The organism is Gloeobacter violaceus PCC 7421, assembly GCF_000011385.1.
GTDB lineage: Bacteria > Cyanobacteriota > Cyanobacteriia > Gloeobacterales > Gloeobacteraceae > Gloeobacter > Gloeobacter violaceus.
The window spans coordinates 4,046,239-4,063,617 of the sequence record NC_005125.1 but is presented as its reverse complement, the minus strand read 5'-3'; the positions used below and the strand labels follow the sequence as shown (position 1 = coordinate 4,063,617).

Here is a 17,379-nt window from a genome sequence, read left to right as displayed (position 1 = left end):
CTGCTGCGATAAGATGCCGCCAGGATGGATCGCACCCGCCGGGTATTGCTCAACGCCGTCGCCACGCTGGGAGCCCGGCTGGGAGCCCTGCTCATCGGCCTGGCCCTCGCACCCTACGCGATTGGCATCTTGGGCAGCGAAGCCTACGGTCTTTGGGCGGTGCTCAGTTCCGCCGTCGCCTATATCGCCCTGTTGGACCTGGGTCTGGGCACCGCCTGCATCCAGGCGGTCGCCACCTACACAGCCCGCGGCGAGTCCGCGCGGGTGCGGCAGGTGATCACCGCGGGGGTACTGTTTTTTGTGCTGGCCGGTCTGGCGCTCTCGCCTCTGGCGGTGGCCTGTGCCCCTGTGCTGATGGGCTGGTTGAAGTTGAGCCCGGCACTAGCGATAGAAGGCAGCCGTTTGTTCGTGCTGGTGTATGTCTGCGCCTTCGCAGCCAGTGTGGCGAGTGTGCTTGCGGCTTTGCTCGCGGGGCTCGAAAAAATGCGCATCGGTGCGCTGTTGCAAGTGGCAAGCCAGGTGGGCGGTGCGACCTCGGCCGCCCTGCTGCTGCCCAGGTTTGGTCTTTGGGCGATGGCCTTCGGGCTGTGTGTGTACCTGGCTTTGTACCTGGTGGGTCTGTACCTGAGCACCCGCCGGCTGTTTGGTCCTATCTTCACCAATCCCCTGCGCCTCGAAAAAGCAGTGCTCAAACCGCTCCTGGGTTTCGGCGGCTGGATGCAGGTCAACAACACCGCCGCCATCGTCAATCTGGAGGCGGACCGGTTGCTCATCGCCGGTTTTGTGAGCGTTGCGAGCGTCACCGCCTACGAAGTCGCCAACAAAATGGCCCTGCTCGCCCGCGCCCTGCCGCTGACCCTGTTGAGCGCGCTGTTACCTTCGGCAGCAGCGGTGGCCGCGAGCGATCCAGACAGACTTGATCGGATCTACCTGCGCACCAGCCGTTTTCTGGCCCTCGCGACCTTTGCGTTGGGAGGTTTCATCGCCGGAGCCGCCGCCCCGCTGGCCCGCGTCTGGATCGGCCGCGACTTTGCCTGGGTGCCTGCGATGACGGCATTATTAGTGGTGAGCTACGCCGTCAACAACCTCACCGGTCCCGGCACGACCTTGCTGCGCGCCCTCGGCCGCCCCCGCTACGAGTCGTACTATGCCCTCACGGGAGCGGCGCTCAACGTCGGAATCACCCTCGCTCTGGCGCCGCGCTTCGGGCTGGCGGGCATCCTGGGCGGCACCGCCCTGGGATCGCTCATCGGCTCGCTGCTTTTCCTGTGGCTCTACCACTTCGACCGGAAGCTCGGCTGGTGGGTCGCTTTGGGCAGCTGGCTGTGGCGGGTGGTGCTGCCTACGGGGTTGTCGGCGGCCACCCTGGCCGCTGTCGTCACCTGGCTGCCGGGGGTGTGGTTTGCGGAGCGGTTGGGGGGCATGGCGGTCCTGGCTGCATTGCTGGCCGCGTATGTGGGTATTCTGCTTGCTCTACTGCGGTTGGTGCGCTTCTTCGAGCCCGGCGATCTCGATCTGGTGCGCGGCTTGGTACCGGTGCGCTGGAAGGGTCTGTGCGATTGGCCGCCGGTGGTGTATCTATTCGGCGGCTGACACGGCAGGCAAACTCGGGCAGGATAGATCCGCTGAAGCGGGTCTATAGATGCAGGTGACTGTTGAGCAACTGGCGGCAGTGAGCGTATTCGCAGCCCTCACCCAGAAAGAGTTGGGACAACTGTGCTCCCATGCCCGCGTGCACATCTACCGCTCAGGAGAGATCGTTATCCACGAGGGCGATCCGCTCCCTGCGGCACTCCACGCCCTGCTCGAAGGCTCTCTGCGCATCACCCGGACCGCCGCCACCGGTAAAGAGACCATCTTCCGTGCGCTGGGGGCGGGGGAGATTTTTGCCGCCCCGGCTTTGTTCGGGGATGGGATCGCCCCGGCGACGGTGACGGCCGCGGGCGACTGCCGGGTCTTGCTCATCGAGCGCGAGGCGTTGCTTGCCGCTGTCCGCCAAACTCCGGAGATCACCCTGCGGCTGCTCGCCGTTTTCAACCAGCGCCTTCAGCAACTGCACGACATCGTCCACGGTCTGGTTTCGGAGCGGGCGATCGTGCGCCTGGCCCGCTTCGTGCAGTACGCCGCCTCCCGCCACGGCACCGAGATGGTGGACGGCAGGCAACAACTGAAATCGAGACTTTCTTATTACCAGATTGCCCGCAGTATCGGGATCACTTACGAAGAGTGCGTGCGGCTGTTCAAACAGCTCAAGCCTGCCCTCGCCTACGGCCGGGGTGGGCAAATCGCCGTCCTCGATGCCGGGTTGCTGGAGGTCATTGCCTCAGGGGATGAAGAAAACCCCAAGCGCTGAGCGGCCCTTGCTAGAGCTTCTCTCCGCAGGAAGATGAGGGCAGAATGCCATACCGCCCAGACTGGACAGGTAGACCGCTGGAAAAGGTGAGTACCGTGGCAGACAGTTTGAATTCCCAGCAGCGCAGCACGCTGCAGAATTACGTTGGCGACATGCTGGCCCTCGAGAAGCACCTGCTCGAAGCCGTCAAACACCAGCGCGAGGACGAAAACGCCAACCGTTACGCCGAGGCCATCAACCTGATCGGCAAAATCGAGGGCGTCCTGCGCGGCCACGTCGAGGAGACCGAACAGCATCTGGGTGCCCTCGGGGGCGATCCCGGTTCGGGGATCAAAGCAGCAATCTCGACGGTGGCGGGGATTGCCGCCGGGGTGATCGATCGGGTCCGGCCCGTCAACACCGTCTCAAAGATGCTGCGCGACGATTATGCGGGCCTGGGGCTCGACGCTATCGGCTACACGATGCTGCACACCACCGGTCTTGCTCTCAAAAGCGCGGCCACGGCGGATCTGGCCCTGCGCCATCTGACGGATCTCAGTCCGCTGATTGTCGAGATCAGCGAAGTAATTCCCCTGGTGGTGGCCAGGGAACTGGCGGACGACGGCGAAGCTGTGGACAGCACCGTCGGTCCCGAGGCTGTGCGCAATACCCAAACGGCCTGGAAAAACGAGGTCGTGCGCAACCACTGAGGCCGGCTGCGGGCGGCCTCAGGTGGCCGAACCCACGGTGAGTGGGTCTGCCGATGGTGACGCGGGTTCGCAAATCTGGTCACGATCCTCTTCGGGTGGCTCCGTAGCTGGCCATTCCGTGTCTGTCTAGGCAGATTCTCATGAGTTGGTCGATGGCAGATCCCGAGTGAGCTTTTGAACGGTCCGCCGGGCTGCCGACCTTGGAAACCTTTTAGCTTCCCAGCGGTACTCTGCGAGTTCACGCTCGGAATTCTTGCCGCAGGCGATAAAATCTGAAGGATAGTGCAACATTTTCGTTGCAAGTAACTCAGGACATCCCAAAGATGCTCACTCGGCTCAAAATCTCCGGATTCAAGAACTTGGTAAATGTTGATGTTCGCTTCGGCCCTTTCACATGTATAGCCGGAGCAAACGGCGTCGGCAAATCTAATTTATTTGACGCGATTACTTTTCTAAGTTCATTGGCTAGCTACTCTCTAATTGAAGCGGCCCTTCGAGTACGTGACGAGGGAGCGAGGACAGCAGACTTGCGGAGTATATTTCATCGAGTTGGCGATAGGCATACCGATGAAATGTCTTTTGAAGCGGAAATGATAATCCCTCCGATTGGCAGCGACGACTTAGGCCAAGAAGCAAAAGCGAGTACCACGTTCGTTCGGTATTCGCTCGCTCTTGCATACAGGGCTGAACATCCTTCAAGACCACAGGGCACGATCGAGGTTTTGAGTGAGGAGTTAACCCATATCAATGTTAGTGAAGCCCCAAAACATATTCTTTTTCCACATAGTTCGCAACACTGGCGTCGCTCTGCAATCACAGGACGACGCACCTCATCTTTCATCTCTACAGAGGGCTCAGGCAAAGATAGAATCGTTAAATTACATCAGGATAAAATACCAGGTAGGCCCTTCTCTCGGTCTGCTGCAAGTCTCCCAAGAACTGTACTTTCTACAGCGAGCGCAGCCGAGTCGCCAACCGCTTTATTAACCAGAAGAGAAATGCAGTCCTGGAGCTTGTTGCAGTTAGAACCGGCAGCTTTGCGTAAACCTGATGAATTCACATCTTCCGCAAGGCTTGGCTCAGACGGCTCACACCTAGCAGCAACCCTGGCCCGTCTCGAACGGACGAGTGGAATCATTGAAGGCGAGACCGAAGAGACCGCGAGATCGAGAACTTTTGCGCAAATTGCCAATCGACTTTCCGAGTTAATCGATGATGTCAGAAGAATTTGGGTTGATCGAGACGACAAGAGAGAGTTGCTAACTGTCCATGTCTCCGGCCGTGACGGTACACCTCATGCTGCCAAATCTCTTTCTGATGGAACGTTGAGATTTCTGGCACTATCTGTACTTGCTTTTGATCCAGAAGCCAATGGAGTGCTCTGTTTAGAAGAGCCCGAAAATGGTATACACCCTGAACGCATTCCTGCCATTTTAAGGCTTCTTGAAGACATTGCAACGGATCCATATGAAGAAGTTGGCAACGACAACCCTCTACGACAGGTGATAATTAATACCCATTCTCCTTCCGTAGTGGCACAAGTTCCAGATGACAGTCTGGTGGTGGCTGAACTTAAAGAAACTGTTGAGAAAGGTGATCGATTTAAACGGGTATGCTTCAGTTGCTTGCCGGATACTTGGAGAGAGAAAGCCTCTGAGAAACCAAGCATCGTTTCACGAGGTCAGCTGTCGGCGTACTTAAACCCTGTTTCTGTAGATACTAAGGGGTCAAATAATGGCTCAAATAGATCTCAAAGTAAACACAAAGTACGCCGTGTAATGGATAGAGAAGATTTGCAGTTGCTCATTCCGTTTTCACAATCATAGGTATGCAAGAGCTGAAGTACACGCTGCTATCAGACGGCAGTTCGGATCGGGCACTGATTCCGATATTGTCCTGGTTACTTCAACAGCACCTATGTGACATTTCTATTCAAGGACAGTGGGCCGACTTGTCTAGATTAAGCACAAGGCCAAGAACTTTGGTAGAAAAAATTGATAGAAGCATCTATTTGTACCCGTGCGATATTCTATTCGTTCACAGGGATGCAGAGCGCGAACCTTTGCAGAAGCGGCTTGAAGAAATAAATCGTGCTGCTGCAAATTGTAACACGCTTTGTACTCCTGTAATTCGGGTCATTCCTGTAAGGATGCAAGAAGCCTGGCTTCTTTTTGATGTGGCTGCTCTCAGGTATGCGGCCGGCAATCCATCGAGCAATGTACCTCTGGAGCTTCCAGGGCTTTCTCAAGTCGAATATTTGGCTGATCCAAAGCAAACCTTACACGACTTATTGCGGAGTGCGTGTGGGTTGCAAGGGCGAAGGCGGATCAGGTTTGATCCTAAACGGGCAGCTGTCCGCGTCACAGAATTTGTCGAGGATTTTTCTGCGCTTCGTGCACTCCCTGCCTTTCAAGCTCTTGAAGAAGAAGTGAAGCAGTTTGTCGCGATTAAAATGCCATCGCACTCGATAATCGCTTGAATCATTATTTTCGGGTCATCTCGAAGAGATTCTTAGCCTGCGGACCCAGGAACCCTTCGAAGCGCTCCATCCGGCCCGGGGCGACTTCGATTGGTCCGCGCTCGGCGATTTCGTAGTAGGCGTAGGTCCAGGGGATTTGCACCGGTTTGCCTGTGGCATCCTCGCGCACCGTGGCAGGCTCGCTGACCGCTTTGGTGGCGGTCTGCCTGAGGCCGCTGCCCCAACTGCCCTCGATCTCGCTTTTCATCGGTACTCCGAGGGCTGCCAGCCCCCGGGCGGTGCTCTCGATATCCGGGTAGGCAGCGGTGTTTTGGCGGTTGATGTAGCCGGTGAAATGGTTGACGGCGTACCCGTGCAGCAGCACCCAGGCGCCGTACTGGCTTGCGGCGTTGACCGCCTCGACGGCCGAGCGCAGTGGGGGTTGCCAGGGGCGATCGAAGACTGCCTCCAAAGCTTCCGGTGTGTCGGCCCGCTCGACTAGCTTTGCCCCCGCGACACTCGCGCGGATGATCCCGGCTGCGGGTTGCGGCAGGTCATCTACGACGAGTTCGCTTACGAACAGTTTCGGCAGGTCGAGGGCGTCCTGTTCGGGGTGGCGGTAGTGACGGGCGTACAGCGATTGGGTCGGGAAGACGTATTCACCGGCTGCTTCGTAGCCCAGGGGAAGCAAAAACCGCTCCAGATAGCCGAGGCCGAAGTCCTGGCCGTCCAGGATCAGCCTAAGGGAGCGAAAGGCAATGTGATCGTTGGCGAGCGTGCCGCCCGCCTGCTCGATCATCCGCTGGTAAGTGCGGGCGTAGGCGACCCGCGCCTGGTACTTCGCCCATAGCTTCGCCCACAGTTGTTGTGCCGCAAGAGCGTTCATTTATCTGTCTATTGCTCCTCGAAGATTTGACGGAGTATGTCGAGGGCGACCCGGACCTGGTCGGCGTCGATCACCAGCGGCGGGCAGAAGCGGATGGCCGCCTTGCCGCAACCCAGCAGCAACAGCCCCCTGTAAAAGGCCAGATCGACGATCTGGTCGCGCCGCTCGCGATCGAGGTTGCCCGCCGCGTCGAATAGATCGACGGCCACCATCAGGCCCTTGCCCCGAGAAGCCGAGACAAAGGAGAAGCGATCGGCCAATTGGCCCAGCCCCGCCTGGAGGACACGTCCCATGCGCTCGGCGTTCTCGATGAGCCCCGCTTCCAAAAGCTTGAGCGTGGCGTTGGCGGCGGCACAGGCGACCGGGTTGCCCCCAAACGTCGTCGCGTGTGACCCGGCGGGCCAGGTCATGATCTCGGGCCGCGATAGGATGGCCCCCAGGGGCAGGCCGCTCGCGATGCCCTTGGCGAGGGTGACGATATCGGGCTGGACCCCCCAGTGCTCGATGGCAAAGAGCTTGCCGGTGCGGCCCATGCCCGCCTGCACCTCGTCCACCACCATCAAGATGCCGTGGCGGGTGCAAATCTGGCGGATGCGCTCATGAAAGCCGTCCTCCGGCACGATATAGCCGCCTTCGCCCTGGATCGATTCGACGACGATGGCCGCTATCTCTTCAGGAGGCAACACCGCCGGGAACAGTTTGTCTTCGAGGTAGTCGAGGCTCGCGTGGGTGCCGTAGGGAATGTGGCTGATCCCGGGTACCAGCGGGCCGAAACCCTGGCGCTGCACGGCCCTGGAGCCGGTGAGCGACATCGCTCCGTAGGTGCGGCCGTGGAAGGCTCCCAAAAAGGCTACTACCTGCTGGCGGCCGGTGTAGTAGCGCGCCAGCTTCAGCGCCCCTTCGTTCGATTCGGCGCCGGAATTGCTGAAGAACACCCGGGCGCGGGGGCGGCCTGCCGCCGTCGGGAAGGGAGCGCGCTCGCACAGGGCCTCAGCCAGTTCAGCCATCGGTTCGTAATAAAAGTCGGTGCCCGACATGTGCAGCAGATTGGCGGCCTGCTCCTGGATGGCGCGCACGACCACCGGATGGGCGTGGCCGGTGGCGGTGACGGCGATCCCGGCGGTCAGATCCAAAAAGACGTTGCCGTCTACGTCTTCGAGCATGCAGCCTTCGCCGCGGGCGGCCACCAGTGGGTAACCGCGGGTGTAGGAAGGCGAGGTGACCGCTTCGTCGCGGGCAATAAGGGCCTGGGCGCGGGGGCCGGGTAGAGGTCCCACCAGGCGCGGGACGCGGGGCAAAGAAGCCTCTTTGGTGGGCAGACTGAGCATCGGGGTAGTCCTCACGAACGGTTGTCGATCTGGGCGCGCTGTAGTTGACCGGAAAAATCGACGTAGACGGTCTTCCATTCAGAAAACACATCCAGCACGGCGGCCCCGGCTTCGCGGTGGCCGTTGCCGGTTTGCTTGACGCCGCCGAAGGGCAGGTGCACCTCCGCCCCCGTGGTCGGTCCATTGATGTAGGTGATCCCCGCCTCGATGTCGCGGATGGCCCGGAAGGCCCGGTTGACATCGCGGGTGTAGACCGAGGAAGAAAGCCCGTAGGGCGTGTCGTTGAGCAATTCCACCGCTTGCTCGAAGGAATCTACGGTCATCAGCACCACCACCGGCCCGAACACTTCCTCGCGGGCCAGACGGCTGGCGGGGGGCACTTCATCGAGAATCGTGGGCTCAAAGAAGTGGCCGTGGACTAGTTCCTCGGAGCGGACCGGTTCGCCGCCAAGCAAGATCTTAAGCCCTTCCTGGCGGGCAATCTCGATGTACTCGTGCACGCGGCTCAGTTGGCTTTCGTTGATGAGCGGGCCGACTTCGGTATTTGGGTCGATGCCGGGACCGAGGCGCAGTTGGCGGGCCTGCTCGATGAGCTTTTCGGTAAAAACCTGCTTGATGTCGCGGTGCAAGATCAGGCGGCTGGTGGCGGTGCAGCGCTGGCCGGTGGTGCCGAAGGCGCCCCAGAGCGCTCCTTTGAGGGCCAGTTCAAGATCGGCGTCCTCCATGACGATCTGGGCGTTCTTGCCCCCCATCTCCAGGCAGACGCGCTTGTGGGTGCGGCCGCACACCGAGGCCACCTCCGCTCCCACCACCGAAGAACCGGTAAAAGACACCAGATCCACCCCCGGGTGGGCGACCAGCGCCCGACCCGTTTCCTCGCCGGTGCCGTGCACGAGATTGGCCACCCCGGCGGGCAAGCCCGCCTCCCGAAAGACGTCGATGAGGGCTGTGGCACAGGCGGGGGTGTCCTCGGCGGGCTTGAGGATCACCGTGTTGCCGCAGACCAGGGCCGGAAGGGCCTTCCAGCAGGGAATAGCGACAGGAAAGTTCCAGGGAGTAATTAGGGAGCACACCCCCACCGGTGAGCGCACCGACATCGCGAACTTGTTGTCCATTTCGGAGGGGGTGGTCTGGCCAAACAGCCGTCGCCCCTCCCCAGCGTAGTAGAAGGCGCAGTCGATCGCCTCCTGCACATCGCCGCGCGCTTCGACGATGGTCTTGCCCATCTCGCGGCTCATCAGTTGGGCCAGCGCTTCTTTGCGCCCGCGCAGAATCTCGCCGATGCGAAAGACAATCTCGGCCCTAGCCGGGGCGCTCACCAGCCGCCAGCCTCTGTAGGCTTTGCGGGCGGCAGTGACGGCGGCCTCGACGTCGGCCGCGCCCGAGCGCGGAAAAGTCGCCACCACTTCGCGGCGATCGGCAGGGTTCAGGTCTTCGAGCGTCTCGCCCGATTGGGCGGGTTGCCACTGGCCGTCGATGTAGTTGAGGCAGTGGATGGGTGTGGACATCATTTTTATGCACCGGGCCAAAACTTTTCTATAGTAGCGACCGGACCCGCCAAACCCGAAGCTTGCGAAAAACACGTTAATGTAGGCACGGAGTTGCCCCGACAAGCCCATGCCCGCGCCCCGTCCCCAGCCCATCCGCATCAACGGCAAAAACCGCGTCGCCGAGGCGTTGCGCCAGAGCCTCGAAAGTTCGCCACTACTGATCGCTTCGGAGGACGAGGCTGCTTCCGCCATGGTCGAGGTGCAGGACGGTCGCTTTGTCTATGTGCTGGACGGGCGACCTCTGGGCGCGGCGCGCTTCGCCGGGATGCGCCCGGAGCGGGGGGCGCTCGTCACCCTCGAACACCTGGCGGGCTACCTCAACATCCGCAACCTCACCAACCGCTACACCAAACTGAAGGACGCCCTCGCCGTCCAATTGAAGCGTCTGACCCGTGAAGCCGGCAAAGACAAGCCCGGCGAAGCCGAGCCGCTGCCGATGAACGGCGATTCGACCGTAATCGCCAGCGGCCGTTCGCTGGTGATTGAAGTCACCAACCAATCCCCAGTGCCGCTTTATATCTACATCGTCGATCTCGATCAGGATCTGCGTTTGGCGCCTTTGCACCCGCTTTCCGGCTACGGCAAACCGACCAAACTCGGCGAGACCCTCAAAATCGGTTACGGTCCCGAGGTGATTATTACGCTGAGCGCGCCCAAAAACCAGCCCGAAGGGTACGACCATCTGGTGATCGTGGGTTCGGTGGGAGCGGCGGATCTGAGCAACATTTCGCTGCCGGCTTTGGGCGAAAAACCGACTGCTGTCGACGACCTGTTCGGCACCGGCTCGCGCTTCGACCGGGACTTTCGCACCGCGCTGACCGGCCAGGTTCCCGACGCCGCCACCGCCCTCGACCCCAAGGACGACTGGACCGCCGTGCACCGCACCGTAGCGGTCAAAAAAGCCGGATAGGGCGATCAGTCTCGGCGCCTATCTTTAGGAAGTGGGGCAGCCCGTTTGGCCATGGTTTGTCCCTCACCGAGAATGTTAGGCATGGGGAATCTCTATCTTGATCGATGCGCATTCTTTTTTTGCACCCCAATTTCCCGGCCCAGTTTCGCCGCCTGGCAACCGCCCTCGCGGCCGATCCCCGCAACCAGGTCGTCTTTGGCACCAACCGGGAAGAAGGCGAGCTTCCCGGCGTCCACAAAGTGCTCTACGGTCCGTCGCGCCAGGCCCATGCCGAGGTGCATCCCTACCTGGGCGGCTTTGAGAACGCCGTGCTGCAGGGGCAGGCGGTCTACCGGTTGGTGAACCGTCTTAAAGAATTTGGATTTGTCCCTGACCTCGTTTACGGCCACTCGGGCTGGGGGCCGACCCTTTACATCAAAGACGCCCTGCCCGACGCGCGGCTGGTCTGCTACTTCGAATGGTTTTACCGCGCCCACGGGTCGGACGTCGATTTTGACCTGTCCGACCCGGCGAGCCCCGACACCCTGGCGCAGTTGCGCATCAAGAACGCGCCCATCTTGATGGACCCCTTGCCGCCTGCGATCTGGGCATCTCGCCCACCGTCTGGCAGCACTCGCAGTTTCCGGCCCCTTTGCGATCGAAGATCGCGGTTTTGCACGATGGGGTGGATACGGATTACTTCCGCCCCCGGCGGAGTCGTCTGGCGCTGCCCCGGCTGGGCCTGGATCTTTCGGAGGTGGAGGAGTTGGTCACCTACGTCGCCCGGGGCATGGGGGATGCAAAATAAAATCCGCACTGCGTCAGGTTCCTTGCGGCTTCAGTTTTCGTCGGGCTCGATACCCATCGCCCGCAGCCGGGCGGCCAGGCGCTCGGCACGCTGTCGCTCTTGCTCGGCGCGTTGCTGTTGCTGTTCTGTGAGTCGCTTCTGAGATTCGGCTGCTTCCTCGGGCGTGGCCAATCGGTGACCCTCTCGGTCGTACCAGTACAGCCACTCCTGGGTGCGGCCTTCAAAGCGACCCAACTCGTAGCCGATCCCCAGCTCAAGTTCGGGTATCCACACGGGGCAGCCCGGCAAACGTTCGTAGGCCCCATCGGTGAGCCGATACAGCTCGAAGCGCTCGTGCCGGTCGCGCCTGGTGTAATTGGGGTTGTAGACGAGGTGGTAAAGCACGCCAAGTTCAGCGTACTTGGCCATCTTGGCGTCGTACTCGCCGCCGGGGGTTTGAGAGACAATCTCAAGCACCCATTGTGGAACGATATTGTTCTCCTGCCACAGCACGTAACTGAGCCGCAGCTGCGGAGCGCGCCGGTTGCGGTCCACCCCCAGGCTCAAAAAGGCGTCCGGGACCAGCGGCGGCTGCTTGGGGTCATAGTAGACGCCCATATTGGCGCCAAAAAACCAGTCGGTCCGCTCCACCCACAGCAGCGCCAGAATGGAGCGCAGCAGGGCGGGAATGAGGACATGCAGTTCGTTGTCCACAGGCTTGCCGTCGGAATCCGGCAGTTCCTCATCGGTGGGCAGGGGCTGGAGCGGATTGTACTGGACCACGGCAACTCACTCGGTCGCGCTTTGAGAGCATCTTAGCCAAAGCCCCGTTCTCAAGCGTGCAATCCCGACGCAGTGGCCTCAGGCCGGCAGAAAAAATCGGGCGATTTCGAGCCGCGTCCAGGATCCGGCACCACGATAGTTACATCCGGCACAGGCTCGCCGTGATCGTCTGTGGCGACAGGCTTGTTGTCCTGAACAATCAGAGCCTTGGGAGAGGTGAGAACCCGTATGCCGTGATAAAGCTGCGGCATTTCCAACACTGGGCGGGGTTCCTGTGTCGCCATTTTAAGGAATGAAAGCTTAGAGATCTGCAGATGCAAAATGGGCGTTTAGGGAACTTGCCGGTTGCAATGTTTGGCCAACGGTCTCAAAAGCGGCCCAGCATCTATTTATTTTGAGACGCCACTTCAAAAATGAAGTGCACAGATTGAAAGGGTTCCCTGGAGAGACCCATAGAGGTATCCTGACGTTTACCAGACTGAAAGGAACCCCTATGAGCTACAGCCAGCTTACCTCAGCCGACCAGCCGCAGGACTTTGTCGAGGTTGCCCTGCGCCTGTTTGTGCAGGGCGAAATCGCCCTTCTCGGCAAACCACCGGGCGGCGGCGGCGAAGTCCGCCGCCGCTCCCACCTGATCCCCGAGTTTGTGGCGGGCGAGGCCGCGGTTGGAATACACCTCCGCGTAAGCCGGGTCGAGGCGCAACGCCTCGTCGTAGCTCTCCAGGGCCTCCTGGTGCTGCCCGAGGCGGTAGAAGGCATTGCCAAGTTTGCCCCTGGCGCAGGCATCGGAGGGACGCAGGCGTACCACCCAGGCGTAGTCTTCGAGCGCCCCGCTGGTGCTGCCCATCCGGCTGCGCATGTCGGCGCGGTTGAAGTGGGCCTCCGCGGAATCGGCGTCGAGCCGAATGGCGTGGTTGTAGTCTTCGAGCGCCCGCTGCGCGACGCGCAGACGGGCAAAGGCGTTGCCGCGCTGGCAGTGGGCCGATGCCGATTGCGGATCCAACAGGAGCGCCTGATTGTAATCTTTGATTGCCCCCTCGTAGTCGGCGCTTTTGAACTTGGCCGCACCGATCTTGAGCCAGTCCTTCGCATCGAGCATCGCGGCACCAGGATAGTCATTCTTCTCTATCCTCGCCCCGCCGCCCACGCCAGGCATAGCGTGGAGTAGTATTTCTTAAGGATCCTGCGGGAGCGCCTGGGGTTGGCGCTCGTTTGGATTCTCACCTGAAAGCATCTGGAAAGTCTCTAGATCCGGGGCATCGATCAAGGCTAGGCCCAGACGATCCAATGCGTCTCCGTCGGTAATCGTCTGTAAGCTTGTGCGCAGGTCTTGCGGCAGCGGCCCAAACTTGCGCTCCAGTAGGCGCAGCAGCAATTGAAATTTGCTCTGCTGAACAGCCTCCTGCCAACCGCAGAAAACCACTAGAGGCAACTGAGAAAATTTATGCAGCCGTGAGAACGCTTCGAAGACGCACTGCTTGTGGCCCGATTGCGCCCGATCACAAAAGCCCGGGTCTTTCGCTGGGGAACCGGGCTTGTCCGGCTCTCGCCATGAAATCTGCTCTGCCGGTGCTTACAGCTGATCACGGCTGGAGGGCTTGGATATTGGTGTGGATGTACGGCTGTGCCGCTGACTAGCGGTTCGAGGAGATGTTGATCGATTCGTTGATGTTGCGGGTGGTGCGCTGACCTTCGCGTTCGAGGGCCACCTCGATCGTGCCGCCCGGGACGTTGATGTTTTTGCCGATTTGCACGGTCGCTTCGTAGAAGCCGGTGGTGATTTCCTTCATGGTGATCGGGCCGGTGTAGCCCAGGATGCGGAAGGTGGCCTTGCCGCCGCCGTCCCCCTCAAGCGAGACCGTGAGCACATCGCCGCTGTGGAGCACCCGGTTGGCCGGATCGACGCTCACCTGGCGGATGCGCAGGCGATTGGGACGCTGCACCGGGTCGAAGGGCGAAGGCGGGCTGAACAAATCGCCGCTGCTGCGGCGGGTGATGATGGGCGGGTTGCCGTAGCCGGGGGTGCCGAAGGTACTGGAACCGGGAGGGCGGGTGCCGTAGTAGGGGCTGGTACCGAAGCTGCCGCCGAGGCTGCCGGGGGAGCGGTTGCCGTAGGGACTGGTGCCGAAGCTGCCGCTGCCGGGGCCGGCGCCGTAGGGGTTCGGGTTGCCGTAGCCGCCGCGGGTGCTGTAGCTGTCAAAACTGCCCGAGACACCCGCATTGTTGTTCGGGGGCGGGGCGGGCGGGAAGCCGTCGTCGTCGTAGGCGGGGCGGGGGCTGCTGCTTGGGGCGGCGGCTGAACGCGAGCCGTAGCTGTCGTCGAAGCCGCCGGCGCGCCGCGCCGAGCGCGAGGGCATCGGAGGCAGCTCGTCGTCGGGGTAGGTGTCCCGGGGAGCCTGGGCGGTGCGGGCATTGCCCACCTCCAGCTTGGCGATCCGCTGCGCCTGGGTGGTGAGGCCGCCCCGATCGAGGCGCACCGTCACCGTCGGGTTGATAATGGCGTCTTTGTCGGTGACTTTGTAGGTGCCGGTGTATTCGCCGGGACTACTCTCCTGCATCGCCACGTCGGTCGCCAGATCCGCCAGATCGAACTTGGCCTGGGCGCCGGGGGTGCCCTTGGCCGTCACCGTCACCGCCTGGCCGGGGGGGACTTTGGCGTCCGGCTGCACCTGAATCGAGGCGATCGTCGGCCGCTCGATCTTGATCTGAGCGACCGGGGCCTCCACAGCCGCCAGCTTCTTCTGATAGACAAGCGACTGGTGCATCAGCACCGCCACCTCGCCGCGGGTGAGCACATCGTCGGGGCCGAGCTTTTTGGCGTCGGGCACGTTAACTACCAATCCCGCCTGGGCGGCGGCGGCGATAAATTCGCGCCCCGCCTGCGGTACAGAAGCGGTGTCGCTGTACAGACCCAGCCAGCTTTCGACCGCCGGTTTGGAAGGTGCAGCCAGCTTGAGGGCGCGCCCGAAGATGGCGAGCGCCTCCAGGCGAGTGAGATCGCCCTGGGGCTTAAATAGATTGCCCGGATAGGTGGACATCACCCCGGCCTGCAATAGCGCCTGGACGTTGAGATAATCGGGGCTGTTTTTGGGCACGTCCTTGATCGGTGTGTCCTTCTTCTTGGCGACGGGCCGGATTTCAAAGACGTTCGTGAGCCAGCGGGCCAGCTCGATGCGGCTCATCGTCGCATCGAGGGATTCCCCCAGGATGATGAGATCGCTTTTGCTCTGCACCGCCTCGGCGTAAGGCTTCGTCCAGCGCACGTCCAGCTCGTCGCTGGCGGGGGCCGACGGGGCCGGGGCGAGGGAGGGTAACTCCGGCGGCGGTGCGCCGTCGGTTGTTGGGGGTGCCGCGGGCTCCTGGGCAAGCACCTGGGAGATGCCCCCGCTCAATCCCAGCCACAAACCCACATGTACAACCCAGTTGCGTTTCATGGCTTGCTATCCGTGCACTACCTGACTGATAGTGTAGCCAGACAAAAGTGCGGCGGCAGGGTTCCCGAAGGCAAGAAATCGGGTCACGGCAGGGCCGCCAGGACAACCTCAGAAGTTTGTCCCGACATTGAGGCGGGCAAAGCCCAGAAACTGGCCGCGCGGCGCGTCCCCGGCCGGATAGGCGACCACGTCGAACAGATAGGTGGCCTCGACATCCGGGTTGGAGGCCATCCACTCGATATTGACGGTGCTGCCGGGGGCAACCGGCTCATCGAAGGTGACCGCCAACTGCGACCCTTCGATGCGGGCCACGGAGGAGACGGCATCGCCGTAGCGCAAACCGGTGCCGTCCCCGACACGCACCCGCACCGGCATCGTTCGGCTGGAGGTCATCTGGGCCACCGACACATCGCCACTGCCGGGTACCGGCGCAATGACGTCGCAGTTGAGGGGATTGGCCAGACCGATGACGACCCGTCCCAGGGCAGTGTTGCTTTGCTGTGGAACCTGGATGCGGACGTTGTAGGTACCACGGGTATTGAATCCGCGGTCGACCAGATCCTGACCGACCAGACGCGGAATGTGGTCAAAGGCGGTCTCGCCGTCGGCAAACTGAATGGCACCGGCCGGAACGGCGACCAGCACCCCGAGGGCGGCAGCAGGGACAAGTGCGCGGTACATCATGGGGACACTCCTTGAATCGACTCCAAGTCGGCTCGCCCGGGAAGCTCGCCTCCGGCAGGACGAGCGCTACTTTCTTTACCTATTCTTAATCCTGATAAGGCAGCGACGCCGCCACTTCCCCCTAAAGAGAGATGGGACGGGTTCAATCCTGCCCATACGCAGAACGGCCTATTTGGAACGGTTCGACCATTTCAGCCCTGGGGCAGAAGAATTGCATGCATCGCGTGAGCCATCCTATAGTCAAGCTACCAAATAACAAAGCAACGACAGGCGTCTCGGAGATTATATATGTACGGACGGATTGCACTGATCTCTGTGAATGGCGACCCCTCGGCGGTCATCGGCGCAGAGGAAGCAGGTGGACAAAATGTCTATGTTCGAGAGGTCGGCAAGCATCTGGCAAGTCTCGGCCACCAGGTAGACATGTTCACTCGCCGTATAGATCCGTCACAAGAAGAGGTCGTCGAAGAAGCTCCCAACTGCCGCACGATCCGCCTCGCCGCCGGGCCTTTGGAGTTTGTGAAGCGCGACGACTTACACAGCTATATTCCCCATTTTGTGGAAAGCTTGACGGCCTACGCCCGGCGCCACTCCTACGACGCGGTACACACCCACTATTGGCATTCGGGGATGGTGGGGCTGGCACTGCGCGAGAAATTGGGTATACCCGTGGTACACACTTACCACTCCCTGGGTGCCGTCAAATACATGAACGTCGCAGAGATTCCCGCCTCGGCACAGCTGCGCCTGAACGGTGAGCGCCGGATTCTGGAGCAGGCGGACCGGGTCGTGGCCACCAGCCCTCAAGAGGCGGAGCATATGCGCTCTTACGTCTCGCGCAAAGGCTCGGTGGATGTCATTCCTTGCGGTGTAGACATCGGCCACTTCGTGGAGACCGATCGGGCCGAGGCGCGGCGGGTACTCGGCTGGGCTGAGCAGGAGAAAGTGGTGCTCTACGTGGGCCGCTTCGACAAGCGCAAGGGGATCGAGACCCTGGTGCGCGCGGTGGCCCAGATTGAGGAACCGGTGCGTCTGGTCATCGGCGGCGGCTATACGCCCGATCGCGGCGACGGCGTCGAGTTCGAGCGCATCCGCAGTGTAGTCGAGGAGGTGGGTCTAACCGGTCGGACCGAGTTTACGGGCCGCATCGACCAGGCGGATCTGCCCAACTATTACACGGCAGCGGACGTGTGCGTGGTGCCAAGCCACTACGAACCGTTTGGTTTGGTGGCCATCGAAGCGATGGCCTGCGGCACACCGGTGATCGCCAGCGCGGTAGGTGGGCTATGCTACAGCGTCGTCAACAACGAGACGGGTCTGCTGGTACCGCCGCGCGATGCCGAGCGCTTCGCCGGGGCCATTCGCCGGGTGATTACCGATGCCGGGTTGCGCGAGCGGTTGTCGCTCGCCGGTGTTCGCCGCATCCATGACCACTTCACCTGGGCCGGGGTGAGCCGCCAACTCGGGCGCCTTTATGCGAACCTGGCGGCCCGTCGGGTTTCTAATCGCCCGCAAAAGCAGCAGTCTGTGGCCTGATC

General features: G+C 61.4%; 15 protein-coding genes and 1 pseudogene. 8 read left to right on the top strand and 8 right to left on the bottom strand.

Annotated elements, in window-relative coordinates:
* Positions 1-24 precede the first annotated feature (24 nt).
* The 5 genes from GLL_RS19865 (at position 25) to GLL_RS19845 (ending at position 5,521) form a co-directional block, all read left to right on the top strand.
* Complete coding sequence (locus tag GLL_RS19865; RefSeq protein WP_011143842.1) at positions 25-1,593, top strand: oligosaccharide flippase family protein; 1,569 nt, start codon at positions 25-27, stop codon at positions 1,591-1,593.
* A 49-nt stretch (positions 1,594-1,642) separates the two neighbouring features.
* Positions 1,643-2,353, top strand: coding sequence for a Crp/Fnr family transcriptional regulator (locus tag GLL_RS19860; protein WP_011143841.1), 711 nt, complete (start codon positions 1,643-1,645; stop codon positions 2,351-2,353).
* Positions 2,354-2,448: 95 nt separating this feature from the next.
* Positions 2,449-3,042 carry a hypothetical protein gene (locus GLL_RS19855; RefSeq protein ID WP_164929390.1) on the top strand — a complete coding sequence of 198 codons (594 nt, stop codon included), beginning with the start codon at positions 2,449-2,451 and terminating at the stop codon, positions 3,040-3,042.
* Positions 3,043-3,338: 296 nt separating this feature from the next.
* Positions 3,339-4,868 (top strand): AAA family ATPase, encoded by a 1,530-nt coding sequence (locus GLL_RS19850; protein WP_197530049.1) that lies wholly within the window; start codon positions 3,339-3,341, stop codon positions 4,866-4,868.
* Between the two features lie 2 nt (positions 4,869-4,870).
* Complete coding sequence (locus GLL_RS19845) at positions 4,871-5,521, top strand: DUF4276 family protein (protein WP_164929389.1); 651 nt, start codon at positions 4,871-4,873, stop codon at positions 5,519-5,521.
* Between the two features lie 4 nt (positions 5,522-5,525).
* Here the strand turns inward: GLL_RS19845 and GLL_RS19840 are convergent, their stop codons facing one another.
* Genes GLL_RS19840 through GLL_RS19830 form a run of 3 tightly spaced genes read right to left on the bottom strand, consistent with a single transcriptional unit; the run spans position 5,526 to position 9,222 of the window.
* Positions 5,526-6,386 (bottom strand): DUF1338 domain-containing protein, encoded by an 861-nt coding sequence (locus GLL_RS19840; protein WP_011143838.1) that lies wholly within the window; start codon positions 6,384-6,386, stop codon positions 5,526-5,528.
* 8 nt (positions 6,387-6,394) lie between these two features.
* The gene (locus GLL_RS19835; RefSeq protein ID WP_011143837.1) at positions 6,395-7,714 is read right to left on the bottom strand and encodes an acetyl ornithine aminotransferase family protein; all 1,320 of its coding nucleotides are present in this window, start codon (positions 7,712-7,714) and stop codon (positions 6,395-6,397) included.
* 11 nt (positions 7,715-7,725) lie between these two features.
* On the bottom strand, positions 7,726-9,222 hold the full coding sequence (locus GLL_RS19830; protein WP_011143836.1) for an aldehyde dehydrogenase family protein: 1,497 nt from the start codon (positions 9,220-9,222) through the stop codon (positions 7,726-7,728).
* A gap of 109 nt (positions 9,223-9,331) precedes the next feature.
* Between GLL_RS19830 and GLL_RS19825 the strand changes: the two genes are divergently transcribed.
* Both GLL_RS19825 and GLL_RS23825 read left to right on the top strand, forming a co-directional pair.
* Positions 9,332-10,174 carry a hypothetical protein gene (locus GLL_RS19825; protein WP_011143835.1) on the top strand — a complete coding sequence of 281 codons (843 nt, stop codon included), beginning with the start codon at positions 9,332-9,334 and terminating at the stop codon, positions 10,172-10,174.
* A gap of 104 nt (positions 10,175-10,278) precedes the next feature.
* Positions 10,279-10,946: pseudogene (locus GLL_RS23825) on the top strand (glycosyl transferase family 1); the annotation flags it as partial.
* Positions 10,947-10,991: 45 nt separating this feature from the next.
* On the opposite strand, the gene GLL_RS19815 reads toward GLL_RS23825, so the two are convergent.
* The 5 genes from GLL_RS19815 to GLL_RS19795 all read right to left on the bottom strand — a co-directional run bounded on the left by GLL_RS19815 (position 10,992) and on the right by GLL_RS19795 (position 15,841).
* Entirely contained in the window at positions 10,992-11,723 is a 732-nt protein-coding gene (locus GLL_RS19815; RefSeq protein WP_011143833.1) for a Uma2 family endonuclease, read from the bottom strand.
* Positions 11,724-12,237: 514 nt separating this feature from the next.
* Positions 12,238-12,822 carry a tetratricopeptide repeat protein gene (locus tag GLL_RS19810; RefSeq protein ID WP_164929388.1) on the bottom strand — a complete coding sequence of 195 codons (585 nt, stop codon included), beginning with the start codon at positions 12,820-12,822 and terminating at the stop codon, positions 12,238-12,240.
* A 75-nt stretch (positions 12,823-12,897) separates the two neighbouring features.
* Positions 12,898-13,146, bottom strand: coding sequence for a DUF4351 domain-containing protein (locus GLL_RS23345; protein ID WP_011143831.1), 249 nt, complete (start codon positions 13,144-13,146; stop codon positions 12,898-12,900).
* 211 nt (positions 13,147-13,357) lie between these two features.
* Positions 13,358-15,157: an S-layer homology domain-containing protein gene (locus GLL_RS19800; protein ID WP_011143830.1), complete on the bottom strand. Its 1,800-nt coding sequence runs from the start codon at positions 15,155-15,157 to the stop codon at positions 13,358-13,360.
* Positions 15,158-15,265: 108 nt separating this feature from the next.
* Positions 15,266-15,841, bottom strand: a complete 576-nt coding sequence (locus GLL_RS19795; RefSeq protein WP_011143829.1) for a DUF2808 domain-containing protein — start codon at positions 15,839-15,841, stop codon at positions 15,266-15,268.
* Positions 15,842-16,129: 288 nt separating this feature from the next.
* On the opposite strand from GLL_RS19795, the gene GLL_RS19790 reads away from it, so the two are divergent.
* Positions 16,130-17,377: a glycosyltransferase family 4 protein gene (locus GLL_RS19790; protein ID WP_011143828.1), complete on the top strand. Its 1,248-nt coding sequence runs from the start codon at positions 16,130-16,132 to the stop codon at positions 17,375-17,377.
* The last annotated feature ends 2 nt before the right edge of the window (positions 17,378-17,379 follow it).